The sequence below is a fragment of the Micromonospora sp. B9E7 genome, assembly GCF_039871815.1.
Taxonomy (GTDB): domain Bacteria; phylum Actinomycetota; class Actinomycetes; order Mycobacteriales; family Micromonosporaceae; genus Micromonospora.
The window spans coordinates 44505-61748 of record NZ_JBDPLX010000017.1 but is presented as its reverse complement, the minus strand read 5'-3'; the positions used below and the strand labels follow the sequence as shown (position 1 = coordinate 61748).

Annotated in this window: 17 protein-coding genes; 11 read left to right on the top strand and 6 right to left on the bottom strand. The window is 72.6% G+C overall.

Annotated features, from left to right (window positions below; all coding sequences use genetic code 11):
- Positions 1-94: 94 nt before the first annotated feature.
- Positions 95-1294, top strand: a complete 1200-nt coding sequence (locus tag ABGB10_RS24135) for a glycosyltransferase (protein ID WP_347663232.1) — start codon at positions 95-97, stop codon at positions 1292-1294.
- Here the strand turns inward: ABGB10_RS24135 and ABGB10_RS24130 are convergent, their stop codons facing one another.
- The 4 genes from ABGB10_RS24130 to aroA form a co-directional block, all read right to left on the bottom strand.
- Entirely contained in the window at positions 1295-2149 is an 855-nt protein-coding gene (locus tag ABGB10_RS24130) for a hypothetical protein (protein WP_347663307.1), read from the bottom strand.
- A gap of 59 nt (positions 2150-2208) precedes the next feature.
- Complete coding sequence (hisN, locus tag ABGB10_RS24125) at positions 2209-3027, bottom strand: histidinol-phosphatase (RefSeq protein ID WP_347663231.1); 819 nt, start codon at positions 3025-3027, stop codon at positions 2209-2211.
- A 28-nt stretch (positions 3028-3055) separates the two neighbouring features.
- Positions 3056-4066, bottom strand: a complete 1011-nt coding sequence (gene rsgA, locus ABGB10_RS24120; protein WP_347663230.1) for a ribosome small subunit-dependent GTPase A — start codon at positions 4064-4066, stop codon at positions 3056-3058.
- Positions 4067-4187: 121 nt separating this feature from the next.
- Positions 4188-5489, bottom strand: coding sequence for a 3-phosphoshikimate 1-carboxyvinyltransferase (gene aroA / locus ABGB10_RS24115; protein ID WP_347663229.1), 1302 nt, complete (start codon positions 5487-5489; stop codon positions 4188-4190).
- Between the two features lie 101 nt (positions 5490-5590).
- On the opposite strand from aroA, the gene ABGB10_RS24110 reads away from it, so the two are divergent.
- The 7 genes from ABGB10_RS24110 (at position 5591) to ABGB10_RS24080 (ending at position 10051) form a co-directional block, all read left to right on the top strand.
- A complete protein-coding gene (locus ABGB10_RS24110) occupies positions 5591-6301 on the top strand; it encodes an SOS response-associated peptidase (RefSeq protein ID WP_347663228.1) in 711 nt (236 codons plus the stop codon).
- Between the two features lie 197 nt (positions 6302-6498).
- Complete coding sequence (locus ABGB10_RS24105) at positions 6499-6891, top strand: WhiB family transcriptional regulator (protein ID WP_347663227.1); 393 nt, start codon at positions 6499-6501, stop codon at positions 6889-6891.
- A gap of 52 nt (positions 6892-6943) precedes the next feature.
- Positions 6944-7561: an alpha/beta family hydrolase gene (locus tag ABGB10_RS24100; protein ID WP_347663226.1), complete on the top strand. Its 618-nt coding sequence runs from the start codon at positions 6944-6946 to the stop codon at positions 7559-7561.
- A 227-nt stretch (positions 7562-7788) separates the two neighbouring features.
- A complete protein-coding gene (locus ABGB10_RS24095) occupies positions 7789-8616 on the top strand; it encodes a sigma-70 family RNA polymerase sigma factor (RefSeq protein ID WP_347663225.1) in 828 nt (275 codons plus the stop codon).
- Between the two features lies 1 nt (position 8617).
- Positions 8618-8905, top strand: a complete 288-nt coding sequence (gene rsrA, locus ABGB10_RS24090; protein ID WP_030336658.1) for a mycothiol system anti-sigma-R factor — start codon at positions 8618-8620, stop codon at positions 8903-8905.
- A gap of 424 nt (positions 8906-9329) precedes the next feature.
- Positions 9330-9545 (top strand): biotin/lipoyl-binding carrier protein, encoded by a 216-nt coding sequence (locus tag ABGB10_RS24085; protein ID WP_278141506.1) that lies wholly within the window; start codon positions 9330-9332, stop codon positions 9543-9545.
- Positions 9542-10051, top strand: coding sequence for a GNAT family N-acetyltransferase (locus tag ABGB10_RS24080; protein ID WP_347663224.1), 510 nt, complete (start codon positions 9542-9544; stop codon positions 10049-10051). The genes ABGB10_RS24085 and ABGB10_RS24080 overlap by 4 nt, the downstream gene beginning before the upstream one ends.
- 13 nt (positions 10052-10064) lie before the next feature.
- On the opposite strand, the gene ABGB10_RS24075 is transcribed toward ABGB10_RS24080, so the two are convergent.
- Entirely contained in the window at positions 10065-10733 is a 669-nt protein-coding gene (locus ABGB10_RS24075; RefSeq protein WP_347663223.1) for a TetR/AcrR family transcriptional regulator, read from the bottom strand.
- A gap of 111 nt (positions 10734-10844) precedes the next feature.
- On the opposite strand from ABGB10_RS24075, the gene ABGB10_RS24070 reads away from it, so the two are divergent.
- Positions 10845-12431: an MDR family MFS transporter gene (locus ABGB10_RS24070; protein ID WP_347663222.1), complete on the top strand. Its 1587-nt coding sequence runs from the start codon at positions 10845-10847 to the stop codon at positions 12429-12431.
- A 74-nt stretch (positions 12432-12505) separates the two neighbouring features.
- Here ABGB10_RS24070 and ABGB10_RS24065 read toward each other — a convergent pair whose 3' ends face one another.
- Positions 12506-14335, bottom strand: a complete 1830-nt coding sequence (locus ABGB10_RS24065) for a tetratricopeptide repeat protein (protein ID WP_347663221.1) — start codon at positions 14333-14335, stop codon at positions 12506-12508.
- Positions 14336-14524: 189 nt separating this feature from the next.
- Between ABGB10_RS24065 and ABGB10_RS24060 the strand changes: the two genes are divergently transcribed.
- Together ABGB10_RS24060 and ABGB10_RS24055 are read left to right on the top strand one after the other, a co-directional pair.
- Entirely contained in the window at positions 14525-15556 is a 1032-nt protein-coding gene (locus tag ABGB10_RS24060) for an SIS domain-containing protein (RefSeq protein ID WP_347663306.1), read from the top strand.
- A 25-nt stretch (positions 15557-15581) separates the two neighbouring features.
- Positions 15582-17174: a histidine kinase N-terminal domain-containing protein gene (locus ABGB10_RS24055; protein WP_347663220.1), complete on the top strand. Its 1593-nt coding sequence runs from the start codon at positions 15582-15584 to the stop codon at positions 17172-17174.
- Positions 17175-17244: the final 70 nt, after the last annotated feature.

Sequence of the window (17244 nt, the reverse complement as noted above, 5' to 3'; positions counted from 1 at the left end):
CTGATCTGCCAGGTTTCGGCTCCGGGTCCGGGGGTTAATGGGACGCTCTGACCGGGAGGACCACTGCCGAGGAAAGATCGCAGGGAGGTGACCCATGCGCGTCGGCCTCGTCTGCGCGCACGCCAGTTCGTACCGCCACGCCGACGGCCCGCCGGTCGGCACCCGCCAGCACATCGCGCGGGTCGCCGCCGAGTTGGCCGAACGGGGCCACGACGTACGGCTCTACGACCGCAGGGACGACCCAGGACTGCCGGCGACGGTCGACGTCGACGGCTACCAGGTGCACCGGGTGCCCGCCGGCCCGCCCACTCCGCTCTCCACCGCCGAGCTGATTCCGTACGTGACGGAGTTCGGCCGCTGGTTGACCGACGAGTGGTCCGGCGCCTGGCGACCCGAGGTGGTGCACGGGCACTACTGGGTCGGTGGTCTGGCCGCCGCGCACGCCGTTCGGGAGACCGACATCCCGGTGGTGCAGACGTTCCACTCGCTCGGCGTCGAGCAGCTACGGCACCTGGGCGGCCACTACGACGGGCCGGGGGAGCGGATCACGCTGGAACGGGCGCTGACCCGGGCGGTCGACATCGCCGTCGCCCAGTCGAACGACGAGGTCGACGAGCTGACCCGGATGGGTCTGCAACGCAGCTCCGTCGCGCTGGTGCCGGCCGGTGTCGACATCGAGCAGTTCCACCCCGACGGCGAGGCGGCACCCCGCGAACAGCGGGCCCGCATCCTCTCGGTGGGCTCGCTCTCGGCAGGGCACGGACAGGAGGACCTGATCCGGGCGATGCGGCTGGTCGGCGACGCCGAACTGGTGATCGCCGGTGGGCCGCCGACCGACCAACTCGCCAACCACGCCGAGGCGCGGCGGCTTCGCGAGCTCGCCGAGCAGATCGGCGTCGCCGACCAGGTACGGCTCGTCGGGGCGGTTCCGCACGACCAGATGGCCACCTGGTACCGGTCGGCGGACGTGGTCGCCTGCACACCGCACTACTCCTCGGCCGGTCGGGTCTCGCTGGAGGCGATGGCCTGCGGCGTACCGGTCATCGGCTACGCCATGGGCGGCCTGGCGGACGCCGTCGTCGACGAGGTCACCGGCCGACTGGTTCCTCCCGGGGACGTGCGGGCACTCGGAGTCTCGCTGCGTCGGCTGCTCGCGGACAACGCTGGCCGGTTCGCGTACGGGCACGCCGCGGTGGACCGGGTCCGCAGCAGCTACACGTGGGAGCGGACCGCGGGCGCGTTGGAGCGCCTCTACGAGCGGGTGGTGAGCCGCCGCAAGCCGGTCGAGGCCTAGTCAGCCGGAACGGGTCACGGCGACCATTGCGCGGTCCCGGCCACGCGGCGCCGAGCGCTGCTGCTGCGGCTCCGCGTACCGGGTCAGCCCGATCACCGCGGTCAGGGTCACCAGGAAGCCGACGGCCGCCAGCCACTCCCGGCCCGGCCAGATCTTGTCGTTGAGCAGCAGCAGGCCGACGATCGCGGCCGGCACCGCGCCGGCGGCGTCCATCGCGGCGACCGCCGCGGTCGTCGAGCCCCGCTGCATGGCCAGGCCGAGCAGCAGTTGACCGACGATCGAGTGGGCGATCAGCAGGTAGAACAGCGGGTCGGTGAGGAACGCCTCGGCCGACGACGCGGATGCCAGCGGCCGGGCGGCGACCGCGGCCGAGCTGAACGCCAACCCGGCGAGCGAGCCGAGCGCCACCGAACCCGGTGCCCCGTGCAGTCGGACGGCGAAGACACCGAGCACCGCGATGACGCCGAGAGCCACCAGCAGGGCGATCGAGCCAGCCGTGCCGAGCTGCCGCGACGGTGCCGGGCGGGCGGACAGCACCAACGCGGTGATCCCGGCGAAGAGCAACGCCAGCAACACCACCTCCGCCGCCGGTAGTCGCCACTTCAGCACCAGCACGCCGAGGATCGCGGTCACCCCGAGCCCGGCCGCCACGCTGGCCTGCACGAGGAACAGCGGAAGGTCCCGCCGGGCCAGGAAGGCGAACACGAAGCCGCCGATCTGGCAGCCCAGACCGATCAGGTACGTCCGGTGCCCGGCGAGGCGCAGCAGCAGGCCCGGATCGAAGGTGTGGTGAACCGTGGTGCGGGCCGCGGCCACCGACTGGAGAAGGTTGGCGAAGCCGTACGCGACGATCATCGTCGCGAGAAAACACCAGCCGGAGGAGACCACCTGGCGAGGATAGAGGTTGCCGGGGGTCAGCGCTCGGCTGGGCGATCGAGCCTGGTGAGGATGTCGCGGTGCAGCACACCGTTGGTGGCCACCAGACTGCTGTCGGTGCCCGGCGCCCCGGCCGGGGCCCGTCGACCGGCCAGATCCGTGACCGTGCCACCCGCCTCAGTGATGATCGGCACCAACGCCGCCACGTCCCACAGCGACAGCTCCGGCTCGACCATCACGTCCAGTGCCCCCTCGGCCAGCAGCATGTAGCCGTAGAAGTCGCCGTACGCCCGGCTGCGCCAGCTGGCCCGCATCAGATCGAGCATCGCGTCGAGCCGACCGGCGCGCTCCCACCCGTCGAGTGACGAGTAGCAGAAGCTGGCGTCGTCGATTCCGCGCACCGACGACACCCCGATCGGCTCGCCGGCGGCCGGACCGGGACCGGCGTACGCGCCCGCGCCCGCGCTCGCCCACCAACGTCGCCCCAGCGCCGGCGCGGACACCACGCCGACGGCCGGCCGGTCGCCGTCGTAGAGCGCGATCAGGGTGGCCCAGACCGGCACGCCGCGGACGAAGTTCTTGGTGCCGTCGATCGGGTCGATGATCCATCGGCGGCCGTCCGGGTCGGTGGACGGCTCGGCGCCGTACTCCTCACCCAGCAGCCCGTCCGTCGGTCGGTGCTCGGCCAGCAGGGCGCGGATCTCGCGTTCCACGGCGGTGTCCGCGTCGGAGACGGGAGTCAGGTCGGGCTTCGCCTCGACGTGCAGGTCGAGCGCGCGGAACCGGGCCGTGGAGATGGCGTCGGCCCGGTCGGCGAGCAGGTGGGCGAGGGCGAGGTCGTCGGCGTACCCGGTCATCCCGGCAACCTAGCCGACGCCCGCCGGCTCACTCGTCGGGCCCGCGCCGGTCGCCCTCGCCCGGCCCGCGCTGGTCGCTCTCACCGCGCGCGTCACCCTCGCCGGCACGCGAGGCGAGCAGCCGGCGGTACGACGCCAGCCGGCGCGGATCGGCCTTGCCGGCGGCCACCCAGGCGTCGAGCGCGCAGTCGGTCTCGTCCGTCGTGTGCTGGCAGTTGGGCGGGCAGTCGACGGTGCCCTCGACCAGGTCCGGGAAGCCGTGCAGCAGGCTGTCGGCGGACACGTGGGCCAACCCGAAGCTGCGGATGCCCGGGGTGTCGATGATCCAGCCCGGGTCGGTGTCCACCCCGGGCACCGGTGGCAGTCGAAGCGCCACCGCGCTGGTGGAGGTGTGCCGACCACGGCCGATCGCACTCACCACACCGACCGCGCGCAGCGCGTCCGGGACGAGTCGGTTGACCAGCGTCGACTTACCCACCCCGGAGTGCCCGACCAGCACCGACACCCGGCCGCTGAGCAGCGCGCGCAGCGCGCCCAGGTCGGAGTCCGGGCGGTTCAGCACGTACGGCAGCTCCAGCTCGGTGTAGTAGCCGAGCACCTCCTCCGGCCCGGCCAGGTCGGCCTTGGTGAGGCAGAGCAGCGGCTCGACGTCCGCGTCGTACGCGGCCACCAGGCAGCGGTCGATGAACCCGGTACGCGGTGGCGGGTCGGCCAACGCGCTGACGATCACCAACTGGTGGGCGTTGGCCACCACCACCCGTTCCAGCCGGCCCTCGGCGGTGGTCTCGTCGTCGTCGGCGGTGCGGCGCAGCACCGAGCGACGGTCGGCGATCCGGACGATGCGGGCCAGGGCGCCCTCCGCGCCGGACGTGTCCCCGACCAGGCTCACCCGGTCGCCCACCACCACCGACTTGCGGCCCAGCTCGCGGGCGCGCATCGCGGTGACCGTGGGCAGCTCGGCCCCGACCACGCCGCGCTCGGCTCCGGACAGCACGCAGGTGTAGCGCCCCCGGTCGACGGCGATGACGAAGCCGTCCACGGCGTCGGCGTGCTGGGGTCGAGTGCGCGTACGCGGACGCGACGACTTACCGGGCCGAACCCGTACGTCGTCCTCGTCGTACTCCCGCCGTCTGGTCGCCAGGACCTGTCCCCTTCTCGCGTCAGCTCTTGCCGGTCACCATCGCTGACCATAGTGCCGGGAACTCGGGCATCGTCTTGGAGGTACACCCCACGTCGTCCAGCTCGATGCCGGGAACGGCGAGCCCGGTCACCGCGGCGGCGTGCGCCATCCGGTGGTCGTGGTAGGTGCGGAAGGTCCCACCGCGCAGGGGGCGGGGCCGGATCTCCAACCCGTCCGGTGTCTCGGTGATGTCCGCACCGAGCCCGCTGAACTCCCGCGCCAGCGCGGCGAGCCGGTCGGTCTCGTGGCCGCGGATGTGCCCGACGCCGGTGAAGACCGACGGTGAGTCGGCCAGCATGGCCAGCGCGGTCAGCACCAGGGTCAGCTCGCCGACGTCGGACAGGTCGGCGGTCAGACCGTGCACCACGCCGGTGCCCCGCACGGTCAGCCCGTCGGTGGAGAGGGTGACCTCGCCGCCCATCCGTTGCAGCAGCGAGCGGAGCTGCTCGAGCGGTTGTGCACTGCTGTGCGGCCAGCCCTGGAGGGTCACCTCACCACCGGTGACCAGGGCTGCGGCGAAGAACGGCACCGCGCCGGAGAGGTCCGGCTCGATCTCCCAGGCGCGCCCGGTGAGCGGGCCGGGCTCGACGGCCCAGACGTCGGGGGTGCTGTCGTCGACCGCCGCGCCGGCAGCCTGCAGCATCTGCACGGTCATCCGAAGATGCGGCGCGGAGGGCACCGGCGGGCCGACGTGGCGCACCACGACGCCCCGGTCGAAGCGCGGGGCGGCCAGCAGTAGCCCGGAGACGAGCTGGCTGGAGGCGGACGCGTCGATGACCACCTCACCTCCGGTGACCCGGCCGGTGCCGAGCACGGTCAGCGGCAGGCTGCCCGTGCCGGTGACGTCGATCCGGACGCCCAGCGAGCGCAGCGCGCCGACCAGTGGGCCGAGTGGCCGGGTGCGGACGTACGGGTCACCGTCGAAGGTGACCTGCCCGTCGGCCAGGCCCGCCACCGGTGGCACGAACCGCATCACGGTGCCGGCCAGCCCCACGTCGACGTGCGCGGGGCCGACCAGCGGGTGCGGTCGGACCAGCCAGCGCTCGTCGTCGCTGATCGAGACGTGCGCGCCCATCGCCCGCAGGCCGGCGGCCATCAACTCGGTGTCGCGGGCGCGCAGTGGCCGGGCCAGCGTCGACGGGCCGGCGGCCAGCGCGCTGAGCACCAGGGCGCGGGCGGTCATCGACTTGGAACCGGGCAGGCGCAGCGTCGCCGCCACCGGGTCGGAAGCGGTCGGAGCGGTCCACGGCTGCGGCGGCCGGGTCGCGGTCAGGTTCCCCACGGTTACATTCTGCCGTGTCGCTGCTGGACGGCGGATGCCGGCGGTCGTACTCCCGGTTGGCGGGACAGCCGGGAGGGCCCGCGACGCGTTAGCGTGTGCCCATGTGCGGCAGGTACGCGACGACCCGGAGCCCCGGCGAGCTCAGCGCGCTGTTCGAGTCGTCCGATGACACCGACGGCCTGCTCCGACCGGACCACAACGTCGCGCCGACCGATCGGGTGCCGCTGGTCCGGGTGAGCCCGGAGGGGCATCGCAGTCTCTGCGTCGGCCGCTGGGGTCTGCTGCCGCACTGGTCCCGGTCCGCCGCCGGAGCCGCCCGCATGATCAATGCGCGGGCGGAGACGGTGGCCACCAGCCGCGCGTACGCCGGGTCGTTCTCCCGCCGCCGTTGCCTGGTCCCGGCCGACGGCTGGTACGAGTGGGTCCGTCGGCCCGACGGCGGGCGGCAGGCCTACTACATGACGCCCACCGACGGCTCGGTGCTCGCCCTGGCCGGCATCTGGTCGGTCTGGGAATCCGGCGCCGACTCCCGGCTCACCTTCAGCGTGCTGACCACCGCGGCGCTCGGCGACCTGGCCGAGGTGCACGACCGGATGCCGGTGCTGCTGCCACCCGAGGCCTGGTCGTCGTGGCTGGCGCCGACCGACGAGCCGGAGCGGTTGCTCGTCCCGGCGTCGGCCGAGCGGCTGGCGGGGTTGGAGATCCGGCCGGTGGGGGCGGCGGTGGGCGACGTCCGCAACGACGGCCCACAGCTGACCGCCCGGGTGTCGGTGCCGCCAACGGTGGCACCACAGGAGCTGACCCTGTTCTGAGGCGAAACCACATCGTCGGGCACCGATTTGACAGGGTTGCGCTCGATTCGTCTCCTGGCTGTTCAGTCATGTTCCCGGCAGACCCTTGTCCCGGTGTCGCGAAGTGCGATAGAACACAGCGCCGGTAGTGGCTGTCGATTCGCACGGGGCGGACGCCATCCACCGATCTTGCCGGTCCCACGGGGGAGGTGGGTGGATTGACACGAGCGCGTATGCCCCGCCCGCACGAGGTGGCAGCGGCGCGGCGAGATCCGCGACTGCTGCGGGCAGTGCGGGAACGGCGACAAGACGACGCGTGGCGCACCAGAGGCACCTGTCAGAGCGTCGATCCGGAGACATTCTTTCCGGCACCGAACGAGCCGGCGGACGCTGCCGTCGCGCTGTGCCGCAGTTGTGACGTTCAGGGGTCCTGCCTGGCCTGGGCCCTCGACGTCGGTGACTGCCATGGCGTCTGGGGGGCCACCACGCCCCGCGAGCGGCGGGCGATGCTGGTCGCCTGGCGGGGCGAGGTCGAACCTGACCGGGGCGCCGTCGACGACGCCGGTCCGCCGGTACGGGACCGGCTGCTCACCCTGGTGCCGCTGAGCTGACCAACGGTCCGGTCCGCCACCGGTCGTCCGTCACACGGCGCAGAATGGGCCGGTGCCAACCAGCGACGAGATCGACACCCCGCGCGGTCCGGCGGGGATCACCACCGACCTGCCGACCCGCCCGGTCACCGCACTGCTCGTGCTCGGGCACGGCGCGGGCGGCAGCGTCGACGCGCCCGACCTGCTCGCGGTCCGGGACGCGTCGGTCGCGGCCGGCCTGGTGGTGGTCCGGGTGACCCAGCCATACCGGGTCGCCGGTCGACGTGCGCCCGCACCGGCGGGTCACCTCGACGAGGCGTGGACGGCTGTGCTCGCCGTGCTGCGGGACCGGCACGCCGACGTGCCGACGGTGCTGGTCGGCGGCCGGTCCAGCGGTGCCCGGGTGGCCTGCCGGACGGCGCGTGCGGTGGGCGCGGCCGGTGTGGTCGCGTTGGCCTTCCCGCTGCACCCGCCCGGGCGGCCGGAGCGCTCGCGCGCCGCCGAACTGGGCACCGGCCTGCCGACGCTCGTCGTCAACGGCGACCGGGACCCGTTCGGGACGCCTGAGCCGACGTCGGCCGTGCAGGTGGTGAGCCGGCCGGGGGAGACGCACGACCTGCGGCGCGATCCGGTGGGAACGGCCGCTGTCGTACGGGACTGGCTGCGGACCCAGGGCTGGGCGGCCGACTGAACGGCTTCGACCGAGCGACCGTTTCCGGTGCCGGGCGCGGGTCGTTGCATCCGATGGTGCCACCGGGCCGATTCGGGCCGGCTGCACCAGTCCTCCCAGGCCCTTCCTGGTCCCAGCGCCGGCCGCCGTCGGGGCCGGGACCAGGAACGGGGAGGGGCGGCCGGAATGCCCCAGTGGTCATCTCGCGTTACAAACCCCGGACGACTTTTCTGCGAGGGGGGTGACCGGTGCCGACCGAGACACGGAGCCTGGAACGGGACGAACGGGACGCCCGGCAGCTGAAGCGGCTGCTGGATGGTCCGGAGTGGCCCGCGACGGCGGGACCGGGCGGGGTGGGTGTGGTGAGCACGGGCACACCGGCCGGAAGTGAATCTGCGGGCAGGTCCGTGCGCGTATCCTCGGCGGGAAAGCATCCGACGCGAGGGGATGTGCGGTTGACCACCGAGAAGACGGACGAGCGCAGGGCCCGATTCGAGCGGGACGCGATGCCATTCGTCGATCAGCTCTACGCTGCTGGGCTGCGGATGACACGCAACCCGGCGGATGCCGAGGACCTGGTCCAGGAGACATACCTGAAGGCGTACGCCGCCTTCCACCAGTTCGAGCAGGGCACCAACCTGAAGGCCTGGCTCTACCGGATCCTGACCAACACCTACATCAACTCCTACCGCAAGCGGCAGCGCCAACCGATCCAGGCGCCGACCGAGGAGATCACCGACTGGCAGCTCGCCGAGGCCGAGTCGCACACCTCCAGCGGGTTGCGCTCGGCGGAGACCGAGGCACTGGACCGGCTGCCGGACAGCGACGTCAAGGAGGCCCTCCAGCAACTGCCGGAGGAGTTCCGCCTGGCCGTCTACCTGACCGATGTCGAGGGCTTCTCGTACAAGGAGGTCGCGGACATCATGGGTACGCCGATCGGCACCGTGATGTCACGTCTGCACCGGGGCCGTCGTAATCTGCGCAAGCTGCTTGAGCGCTACGCCGGGGAGCGGGGCTTCAGTGCCGCCCGCTCGTCGAAGGGCTCGAGTGCCGCCGCTGCCGGCCGGGAGGTGTGACGTGAGCTGTGGGGAGCCGCACGAGACGGATTGCCGCGAAGTGCTCGCGGAGGTCTACCTCTACCTGGATCTGGAGTGCGCCGACGAGCGGCGCTCGCTGATCCGGCACCACCTGGACGAGTGCGGGCCGTGCCTGCGCGAGTACGGGCTGGAGCAGGAGGTGCGGGCGCTGGTGGCGCGTTGCTGCGGCAACGAGACCGCGCCGGACGAGCTGCGCGAAAGGCTGCGGGTCAAGCTCACCGAGTTGGTGGTCTTCGAGACCAGTGACTCCCGCGAGCTGGCCGACTGAGCGCCTGCACATCTGACGGACCAACACCGGTGGCCCGGGTCGACGTCGACCCGGGCCACCGGTGTGCCCGGCGTCGGCCGGGTCGGGCTGATCGGTGACGGGCCGCAGGCCCGTCGACTCGTTCAGGAGTTGGGACGCTTGCCGTGGTTCGCGGCGCTCTTCTTACGGGCCTTCTTCTTCCGGGACTTCTTCGCCATGCTGACCTCCTCGTGATGGGTCGGATCCGTCCTGCGCACGACCTCGGCGCGGGTGCACCCACCGGCCGTCCGGCGTCGGGTCCGACCCGCTGATGGTAGTGCGGTCGACACCCGCCGCCTTCCCCAGGGCGGATGTGCCATCCCGGCTGTGCCGCTGTGCGCTCACCGTCGGTCGGCGCATGATTGGATACGACGGCAGACACATCGCGAAGAGGGAGGGCCCGGACATGGCCGAGGAGATCCGCGCCGAGATGGTGGCGAACGTCTGGAAGGTCGTCGCCACGGCTGGTGACACGGTGGCCGAGGGCGACACCCTGGTGATCCTCGAGTCGATGAAGATGGAGATCCCGGTCATCGCCGAGTCCGAGGGCGTGGTTCAGCAGCTCGCCGTGCACGAGGGCGACGTCGTGCAGGACGGCGACCTGATCGCGGTGATTGCTTGACCGGGCTGCGGGTCCGTCCCGCCGAGTCGGCCGACTTCGCGGCGGTGGCCCGGCTGACCGTGGCCGCGTACGAGGCGGACGGTCAGCTCAAGGGCGAGCACGGCTACGGCACGGTGCTGGCCGACGTGTCGACCCGGGCCGCCGACGGCGAGGTGCTGGTCGCGGTGGACGAGGCGACCGACGCGGTGCTCGGCTCGGTGACCTTCGTGCTGCCGGGCACCCGCTTCGCGGAGTTGTCCGGGCCCGGCGAGGCCGAGTTCCGGATGCTCGCCGTCGACCCGGGCGCTCAGGGGCGGGGTGTCGGCGCCGCGCTGGCCCAGGCGTGCGTCACGCGCGCGACCGAGTTGGGCTGCGTGGCGGTGGTGATCTGCGTCCGGGCCGGGATGGCCCTCTCGGCCCACCGGCTCTACTCGCGGCTCGGGTTCGTCCGCTCACCGGAGAAGGACTGGTCGCCGGCACCGGGGGTGGACCTGCTCGGTCTGCGGCTGGACCTGACGCGCGGCTGAACCGGCCGACCGCTCAGCCCGGGTCGGCCGTGCCCCTGTGCGGCGTCCCGGTCGGATCGAGTGGAGCGCTCGGGTCGGGTGGCGAGGTCGGGTCGAGTGGCGAGGTCGGGGCGGGATCGGTGCCGATGGCGGCCAGCAACTCGTCGGCCACCTCCAGCGCGATCTTGCGGCGTTCGTCGTCGCTGATCTGCGGCGCGCGGACCGCGAACCAGCTGCTGTGTAGCGCGAACAGCGCCAGTGCGGCGCGGAGTTGGGCGGCCGGGGATTCATCGCCCTGGCAGAGCGCGTTGGCAAGCGCCATCATCCGTCCGCGCATCTGTTGGCCGGCGGCGAGGCTCTTGAGCACGGTCTGGTTCTGCTCGAAGAAGCGCATCACCGACGGCTGCTCTCCGCCGAACATCGTGTCCGCGTACCGGGAGATCAGCTCGCGCCGGGTGGCCAGGGTGGCTGGCTGCGTCTCGGCCCACGCGGTCAGCGCGTCCATCTGCTCAAACCGGTCCTCGACGAAGCTGGCGACGATGTCGTCCTTGCTCTTGAAGTGGTAGTAGAGCGCGGCCTTGGTGACATTGAGGCGCTCGGCGATCTCCCGGAGCGAGGTCTTCTCGTACCCCTGCTCGGTGAAGAGTTCGAGCGCGACGGCCTTGATCCGTTCCCGCGTTCCGCCGCCTGTGCTCTCGCTCACGCCCGCCCTCCAAATGGCTTGACCGTTGCTTGTACCCAACTTACCGTGCGGCTAGTAAGGTGACTAGCCGGGCGGCAAGTAAGTGTGGCAATCCTCGGGGGGAGCTTACCCATGACTCAGGCAACCCAGGCCGGCACACGACCCAACAACATCCGGGTCGTGCTGTTCGGGCTGATGATCGCGATGATGCTCGCGATGCTCGACAACATGATCGTCAGCACCGCGTTACCGCGGATCGTCGGCGAGTTCGGCGGGCTCAACCACTTCACCTGGGTGGTAACCGCGTACGTCCTGGGCACCACCGTCTCCACCCCGATCTGGGGCAAGCTCGGTGACCTCTACGGCCGCAAGTCGGTCTTCCTGACCTCGGTCGTCGTCTTCCTGGTCGGCTCCGCCCTCTGCGGCATGGCCGGCTCCGGGATGTTCGGCGGCCCGCAGGACGGCATGGTCCAGCTCATCGCCTTCCGGGCCGTGCAGGGCCTCGGCGCCGGCGGCCTCATGGTCGGCGTGATGGCGATCATCGGTGACCTGGTCCCGCCCCGCGAGCGCGGGCGCTACCAGGGCATGATCGCCGGCATCATGGCGATCGCCATGGTCGCCGGCCCGCTGGTCGGCGGCTTCATCACCGACCACCTCTCCTGGCGCTGGGCGTTCTACGTGAACCTGCCGCTGGGCGGTGTCGCGCTGCTCGTGCTGATCACCACCATGCACCTGCCGAAGTACCGCACCGAGCACCGGATCGACTGGCTCGGCGCGGGTCTGCTCTCGGTCGGCATCACCGCGATCGTGCTCATCACCACCTGGGGTGGCAACGAGTACGACTGGACGTCCCCGCAGATCCTCGGCCTGGCCGTGCTGGCCGTCGTCGCGTTGGTGGTGTTCGGCCTGGTGGAACGCCGGGTCCAGGAGCCGATCCTGCCGTTGGCGCTCTTCGCCAACCGCAACTTCGCGCTGATCTCGGTGATCGGCTTCCTGCTCGGCTTCGCGATGTTCGGCGCGATGAACTTCCTGCCGCTCTACCAGCAGACCGTGCAGGGGGCGTCGGCGACCAACAGTGGTCTGCTGCTGCTGCCGCTGATGTTCGGCATGCTGGTCGTCTCGCTGGTCATCGGCCGGGCGATCACCAAGAACGGCAGGTACCGGGCGTACCCGATCGTCGGTGGCGTGGTGATGACCGCCGGCATGGCGCTGCTGGCCATGCTCGACACCGACACCAGCAAGCTGATGTCCTCGCTCTACATGGTCGTGCTCGGCGTCGGCATGGGCTTCCTGATGCAGACGTCGATGCTGATCGCGCAGAACAGCGTGGAGCAGAAGGACCTCGGCGCGGCCAGCGGCGCGGCGACCTTCTTCCGGTCGATCGGCGGCTCGTTCGGCATCTCGCTGTTCGGCGCGATCTTCGCCAACCGGCTGGCCAACTCCGAGGGCGGCCGGGCCTTCGGTGGCGGCGAGGCCGGCGCCGGCATGGACCTGGCGAAGCTCAAGGAACTGCCCGCCGAGGCGCGCGAGTTGGTGCTCGGCGGTCTCTCCGACGCGATCTCGCACGTGTTCCTGTGGGCGGTGCTGTTCACCATCGTGATCCCGGTGCTCGCCTGGTTCATCAAGGAGATCCCGCTGCGGACCGCCAACGAGGCGCCGCCGCAGGCCACCCCGGAGGAGGAGGCCGAGGTCGCTCTCGGCAAGGCCCCCGTCGCCTGATCCGACAGCCGCACCGCACGCCGCGTCGTCCAGTCCGGGCCGGCGCGGCGTGTGCTTTCCCTGCGAACGCGCGGTTACCGGCGGCGCAGGCGGTGCCAGAGTCGGCGTAGGGGATTGCGAGGGCGGGGGACCCGGGCGGATCGCGGGCCGAGTAGTTCGGTGGCGAGGGCCGCGGTGGCCGGGTCCAGCTCCGGGGCGGCGAGCGCCAGGTGGGCCAGCGAACCGGCGATCGGGACCGGCCGGGTCCGCGCCACGTCGGCCGCGTCGGCGAGCCGCTCCGCCACCACCCGCGCCACGTCCGAGCGCACCGAGGGATCCACCCAGGCTGCGGTGACCAGGGCGAACAGCGCCGCCTCGGTGACCCAGTCCTCGACGCCCCAGATCAGGTCGAGCAGCACCCGGCGGCGGGTCGAACCCTCCCACGGCTCGTCGGTGCGGTGGTGCAGCAGACCCAGGCAGGCCCACACCTGCACACCCCGGACCCAGACCGACGGGTCGTGGGCGGCCAGCAGTCGACCCACCGCGTTGGCCGGTGCCGCGGGCGGGTGAACCAGCAGGCCGAGCAGGTCGGCCACGTCCAGACCGGCCAGGCCCACCGCCGCGTCGTACGCCGCGGGCGGGTGTGGCCACGCCGGCTGCGCGATCTGCCCGATCCGTTCGACCGCCGTCGCCGAGGGCGCCGGCAGGGCGGGCGCGGGCACGTCGTCCGCGTACCGCCACAACAGTTGTGCGGATGCCCGTCGAGGCTCGCGCGGGTCCGGCTCCGGCGCGCCGCCGACGACTTCGATCCGCAGCCCGGGTGCGGTCGACGTCGCCGTCCGGACGGCGCTCGGCGGGGCGGGGGCAGCCAGGCGTACGGCGCTGCCCAGGCCGTTGTCGTCGTCGGCCACCGCCTGGCGCATCGCGTCGAGCAGTGGGCCGTCAGCCGGCGTCAGTTGACCGAGCCAGGGTCGGGCCCGGCAGCACTGGGCCAGGTCGCCGTGCTCGTGGCTGTCGTCGGGGTGGTCCCGGACGAAGTCGGCGAGCGCGACCAGGTGGGCCAGGTCGCCGTCGCGCAGGTGCCGCAGGCGGTGTGCGGTGTGCACCGCGCAGTCGAACGACGGGTCGCGTGCCAGCGCCCGCTCGGTCCACTCCAGCGCCTCGTCGAGCCGGCCGATGTCGGCCAGGGTGCCGGCGATGTCCGCGTAGATCGCCAGGTCGTCCGGGTCCAGCTCGACTGCCCGACCGAGAGCCGCCAGGCCGTCGCGGGTCCGGCCCGCGCTGCGGTACGCGTACCCGAGCCACACCTCGCCCATCTTCGACGGCTGTGCGCGTACCCCTCGGGTGGCCCAGCGGACCGCCAGCTCGACCTCGCCGAGGCGCCGGGCCAGCGCGGACGCCGCGCCCAGCAGCAGGCTGTGCTCGGGGTGCACGGTGACCGCGTTGCGGGCCAGCGTCAGGTACGGCGTCAGGGCGCTCCGGCCGAGCCGTGGCACCGGGTCGGGCAGCGCCGCGCACACCTGCATGAGGACGCGGGCGGTGTGTTCCGGGTCCAACCGTTCGGGCAACTCGGGCGCGGTGACCCAGGGGACGCCGGCCCACGGCGCACTGGGCGCGTACGCGGTGGCCGCGGCCAGCAGCTCCAGCCCCTCGGCGGGGCGACCGGCGGTGGCGAGCAGGTGGGCGCGGGCGACGACGGCTCCCACGAACGTGTGGTGGTTGATCGGGAAGAGGGCGAGGCCACCGTCGCTCACCGCGGCGAGCCGGGCCAGCGTCTCGTGCACCTCGGGCAGGGTGGGTGCCCGCGCCAACGCGCCGGCGAGGTGGCCGGCGGCGTGGTGCAGGTCGCCCTCGTCCAGTGCCAGCCGGGCCAGCGCCAGCTCCTCCGTCGCGGAGAGCGCGGCATCGTCCGTTCCCTCGGGCACGTCGTCCTCTCGTCGCAGACTCGTCCGTGTGCAGCGGGCCAAGCGTAGTTGATATTGGGATGATTCGGTGATCATCTGCGCACTCCTGCTCGTTCGATTGCTCGGAGGCGTGTAAAGGTGCAAGACTGAGCAGGAAACGCGCGGGAACCGCGCAGGGGAGGAGTGTTAGTGACACGCGCAGGGGCTGGCATGGCCGCCGACATCGACGAACAGCCCGCTGGCTACGCGCGGCTGCTCTCCGCCGCCAACGCCGCCGAGATCGCCCGGGTGGCGGCGGTCGTCGCCGAACGCCGCCCGCGGCACGTGGTCTTCACCGCCCGGGGCACCTCCGACCACGCGGCTCTGTACGGGGCGTACCTGACCGAGATCCGGCTGGGCCTGCCCGCCGGGCTCGCCTCGCCCAGCGTGGTCACCCTGTTCGGGGCGCGCCCCGACCTGTCCGACGCGTTGGTCGTCGGGGTCAGCCAGAGCGGCGGGTCGCCCGACCTGGCCGAGGTGCTACGCGCCGCCCGGGCCTCCGGGGCGCTGACCCTCGCGGTGACCAACGCCCCCGACTCGCCGCTTGTCGACGTGGCCGAGTTGAGCGTCGACATCGCCGCCGGACACGAGCGGGCGGTGGCCGCCACCAAGACGTACACCGCCGAGCTGCTCGCCCTGCTGATGCTGGTGGAGGGGATCCGGGCCGGCGACGGCGTGCTCCCGGCGGCCGAACGGGAGGCACTCGACGCGCTGCCCGAACTGGCCGCCCGCACCCTCGCCGACGACACTCCGGCCCGGCTCGCACCCCGCTACCGGTTCGCCCGGCAACTGGTCACCACCGGGCGGGGGTACGCGTACCCGACCGCCCGGGAGGCCGCGCTGAAGCTGATGGAGACGTCGTACCTGCCGGCGCTCGCCTTCTCCGGCGCCGACCTGCTGCACGGCCCGCTCGCGATGACCGACCCGGAGGTCCCGGTGCTCGCCGTGGTCGGTTCCGGCCCGGGTGGGCGGTCGATGGGCGAGGTGCTGCCGCGTCTCGGTGAACGCCGCGCCGACGTGGTGGTGGTCGGCTCCGCCGAGGTGCCGGGAGCCACCCGGCTGGCCGTTCCCGAGGTCGACGAGCGGTACGCGCCACTGCTGGACATCCTGCCGCTGCAGCGGTTGGCGCTGGCCCTGGCCCTCACGCGGGGTGAGGACCCGGACGCGCCACGCGGGTTGAAGAAGGTCACCGCGACGATGTGAGGCGCGGCGTGGCACCCTGGTCACCGTGTCCACGCTGCGCGACCTCGCCGAGGAGCACACCCATCTCCGTCCGGCCGACATCGACCACCTGCACCGCATCGCCGGCGACTGGCAGCTGCTCTCCGATCTGTCCTTCGCCGACCTGCTGCTCTGGGTGCCGGTCGACGCCGACGGCACGTTCCTCTGCGTCGCCCAGGTCCGCCCGACCACCGCACCCACCGCGTACCAGGACGACCAGGTGGGGCGCATCGTCGGCGGGCCGGAGGTGGCGCACCTGGGCGTGGCGTACTCCCAGGGCCGGATCTGGCGGGAGGGCGACCCGGTCTGGTACGGCGACGTGCCGGCCCGGCACGAGGCGATCCCGGTCCGGCTGCGCACCGCCGAGGGGGAGGCCGGTGAGGTGATCGCCGTGGTGGGGCGGGACACCAACCTCTCCACCGCGCGCACCCCCAGCCAGTTGGAACTCAACTACCTGACCACGGCGGACGACCTGGCGCAGATGATCGCGGACGGCACCTTCCCGCCGCCCCGGCATCCGGGCGAGACCACCTCCGCGCCCCGGGTCGGCGACGGCCTGGTCCGGCTCGACGCCGGGGGGAAGGTCACCTACGCCAGCCCGAACGCCCAGTCCGCGTACCGCCGACTGGGCTACGCCTCCCATCTGGTGGGCGAAGACCTGGCCGCGCTGCACCGCCGGCTGGCCGGTGACCCGCTGGACGGCACCGAGGCCTCGAACGGCATCCTGGCCGCGCTGCGCGGTGAGGCGCCGCCCCGACGGGAGATCGACGCCCGCGGTGCCACGATGCTCACCCGGGCGCTGCCGCTGATGCCCGCCGGGGTCCCGATCGGCGCGCTGGTGCTGGTCCGGGACATCACCGAGGTTCGTCGCCGGGACCGAGCGCTGATCACCAAGGACGCCACCATCCGGGAGATCCACCACCGGGTGAAGAACAACCTCCAGACCGTGGCCGCGCTGCTGCGGTTGCAGGCCCGCCGGGTGTCCATGCCGGAGGCGCGGGTCGCGTTGGAGGAGTCGGTACGCCGGGTCGCGTCGATCGCCCTGGTGCACGAGACGCTCTCCATGTCCAGCGACGAGGCGGTCGAGTTCGACGGCATCGTCGACCGGGTGGCCAGCGCCGCGACCGAGGTCGCGGCGACCGAGGTGAGCGTCGGCATGCGACGGCGGGGCAGCTTCGGCGTGCTGCCGGCGGAGATCGCCACCTCGCTGGTGATGGTCCTCAACGAGTTGCTGCTCAACGCCGTCGAGCACGGCTTCCCGCCGACCGACGAGGGCGACGAGCCCCCCGCGGTCGCCGCCTCCGGGATGGTGCCGGTCGCCGTACCCGAGGTCGATCCGTCGGTACGGCCCGAGGTGGTGGTCTCGGCCCACCGGTTCCGCAAGATGCTGCACGTATCGGTGGCCGACAACGGGCGCGGTCTGCCGTCGGACTTCGACGCCGAACGTGCCAGCCGACTCGGCCTCCAGATCGTCCGGGCCCTGGTCACCGGGGAGCTGCGTGGCACCATCGAGCTGCGCGCCGGGGCCAACGGCGGCACCGAGGCGGTGCTGGTCGTCCCGCTGGCCCGCAATGCCCCGGACGGTCGCTCACAAGCCTGAGCCGCGCTGGTCACCCTCCGCCGGGTCGCGGCCCGCCGGGGCCCGCCTGCCTTTTGCCGCCCGTGTTCCT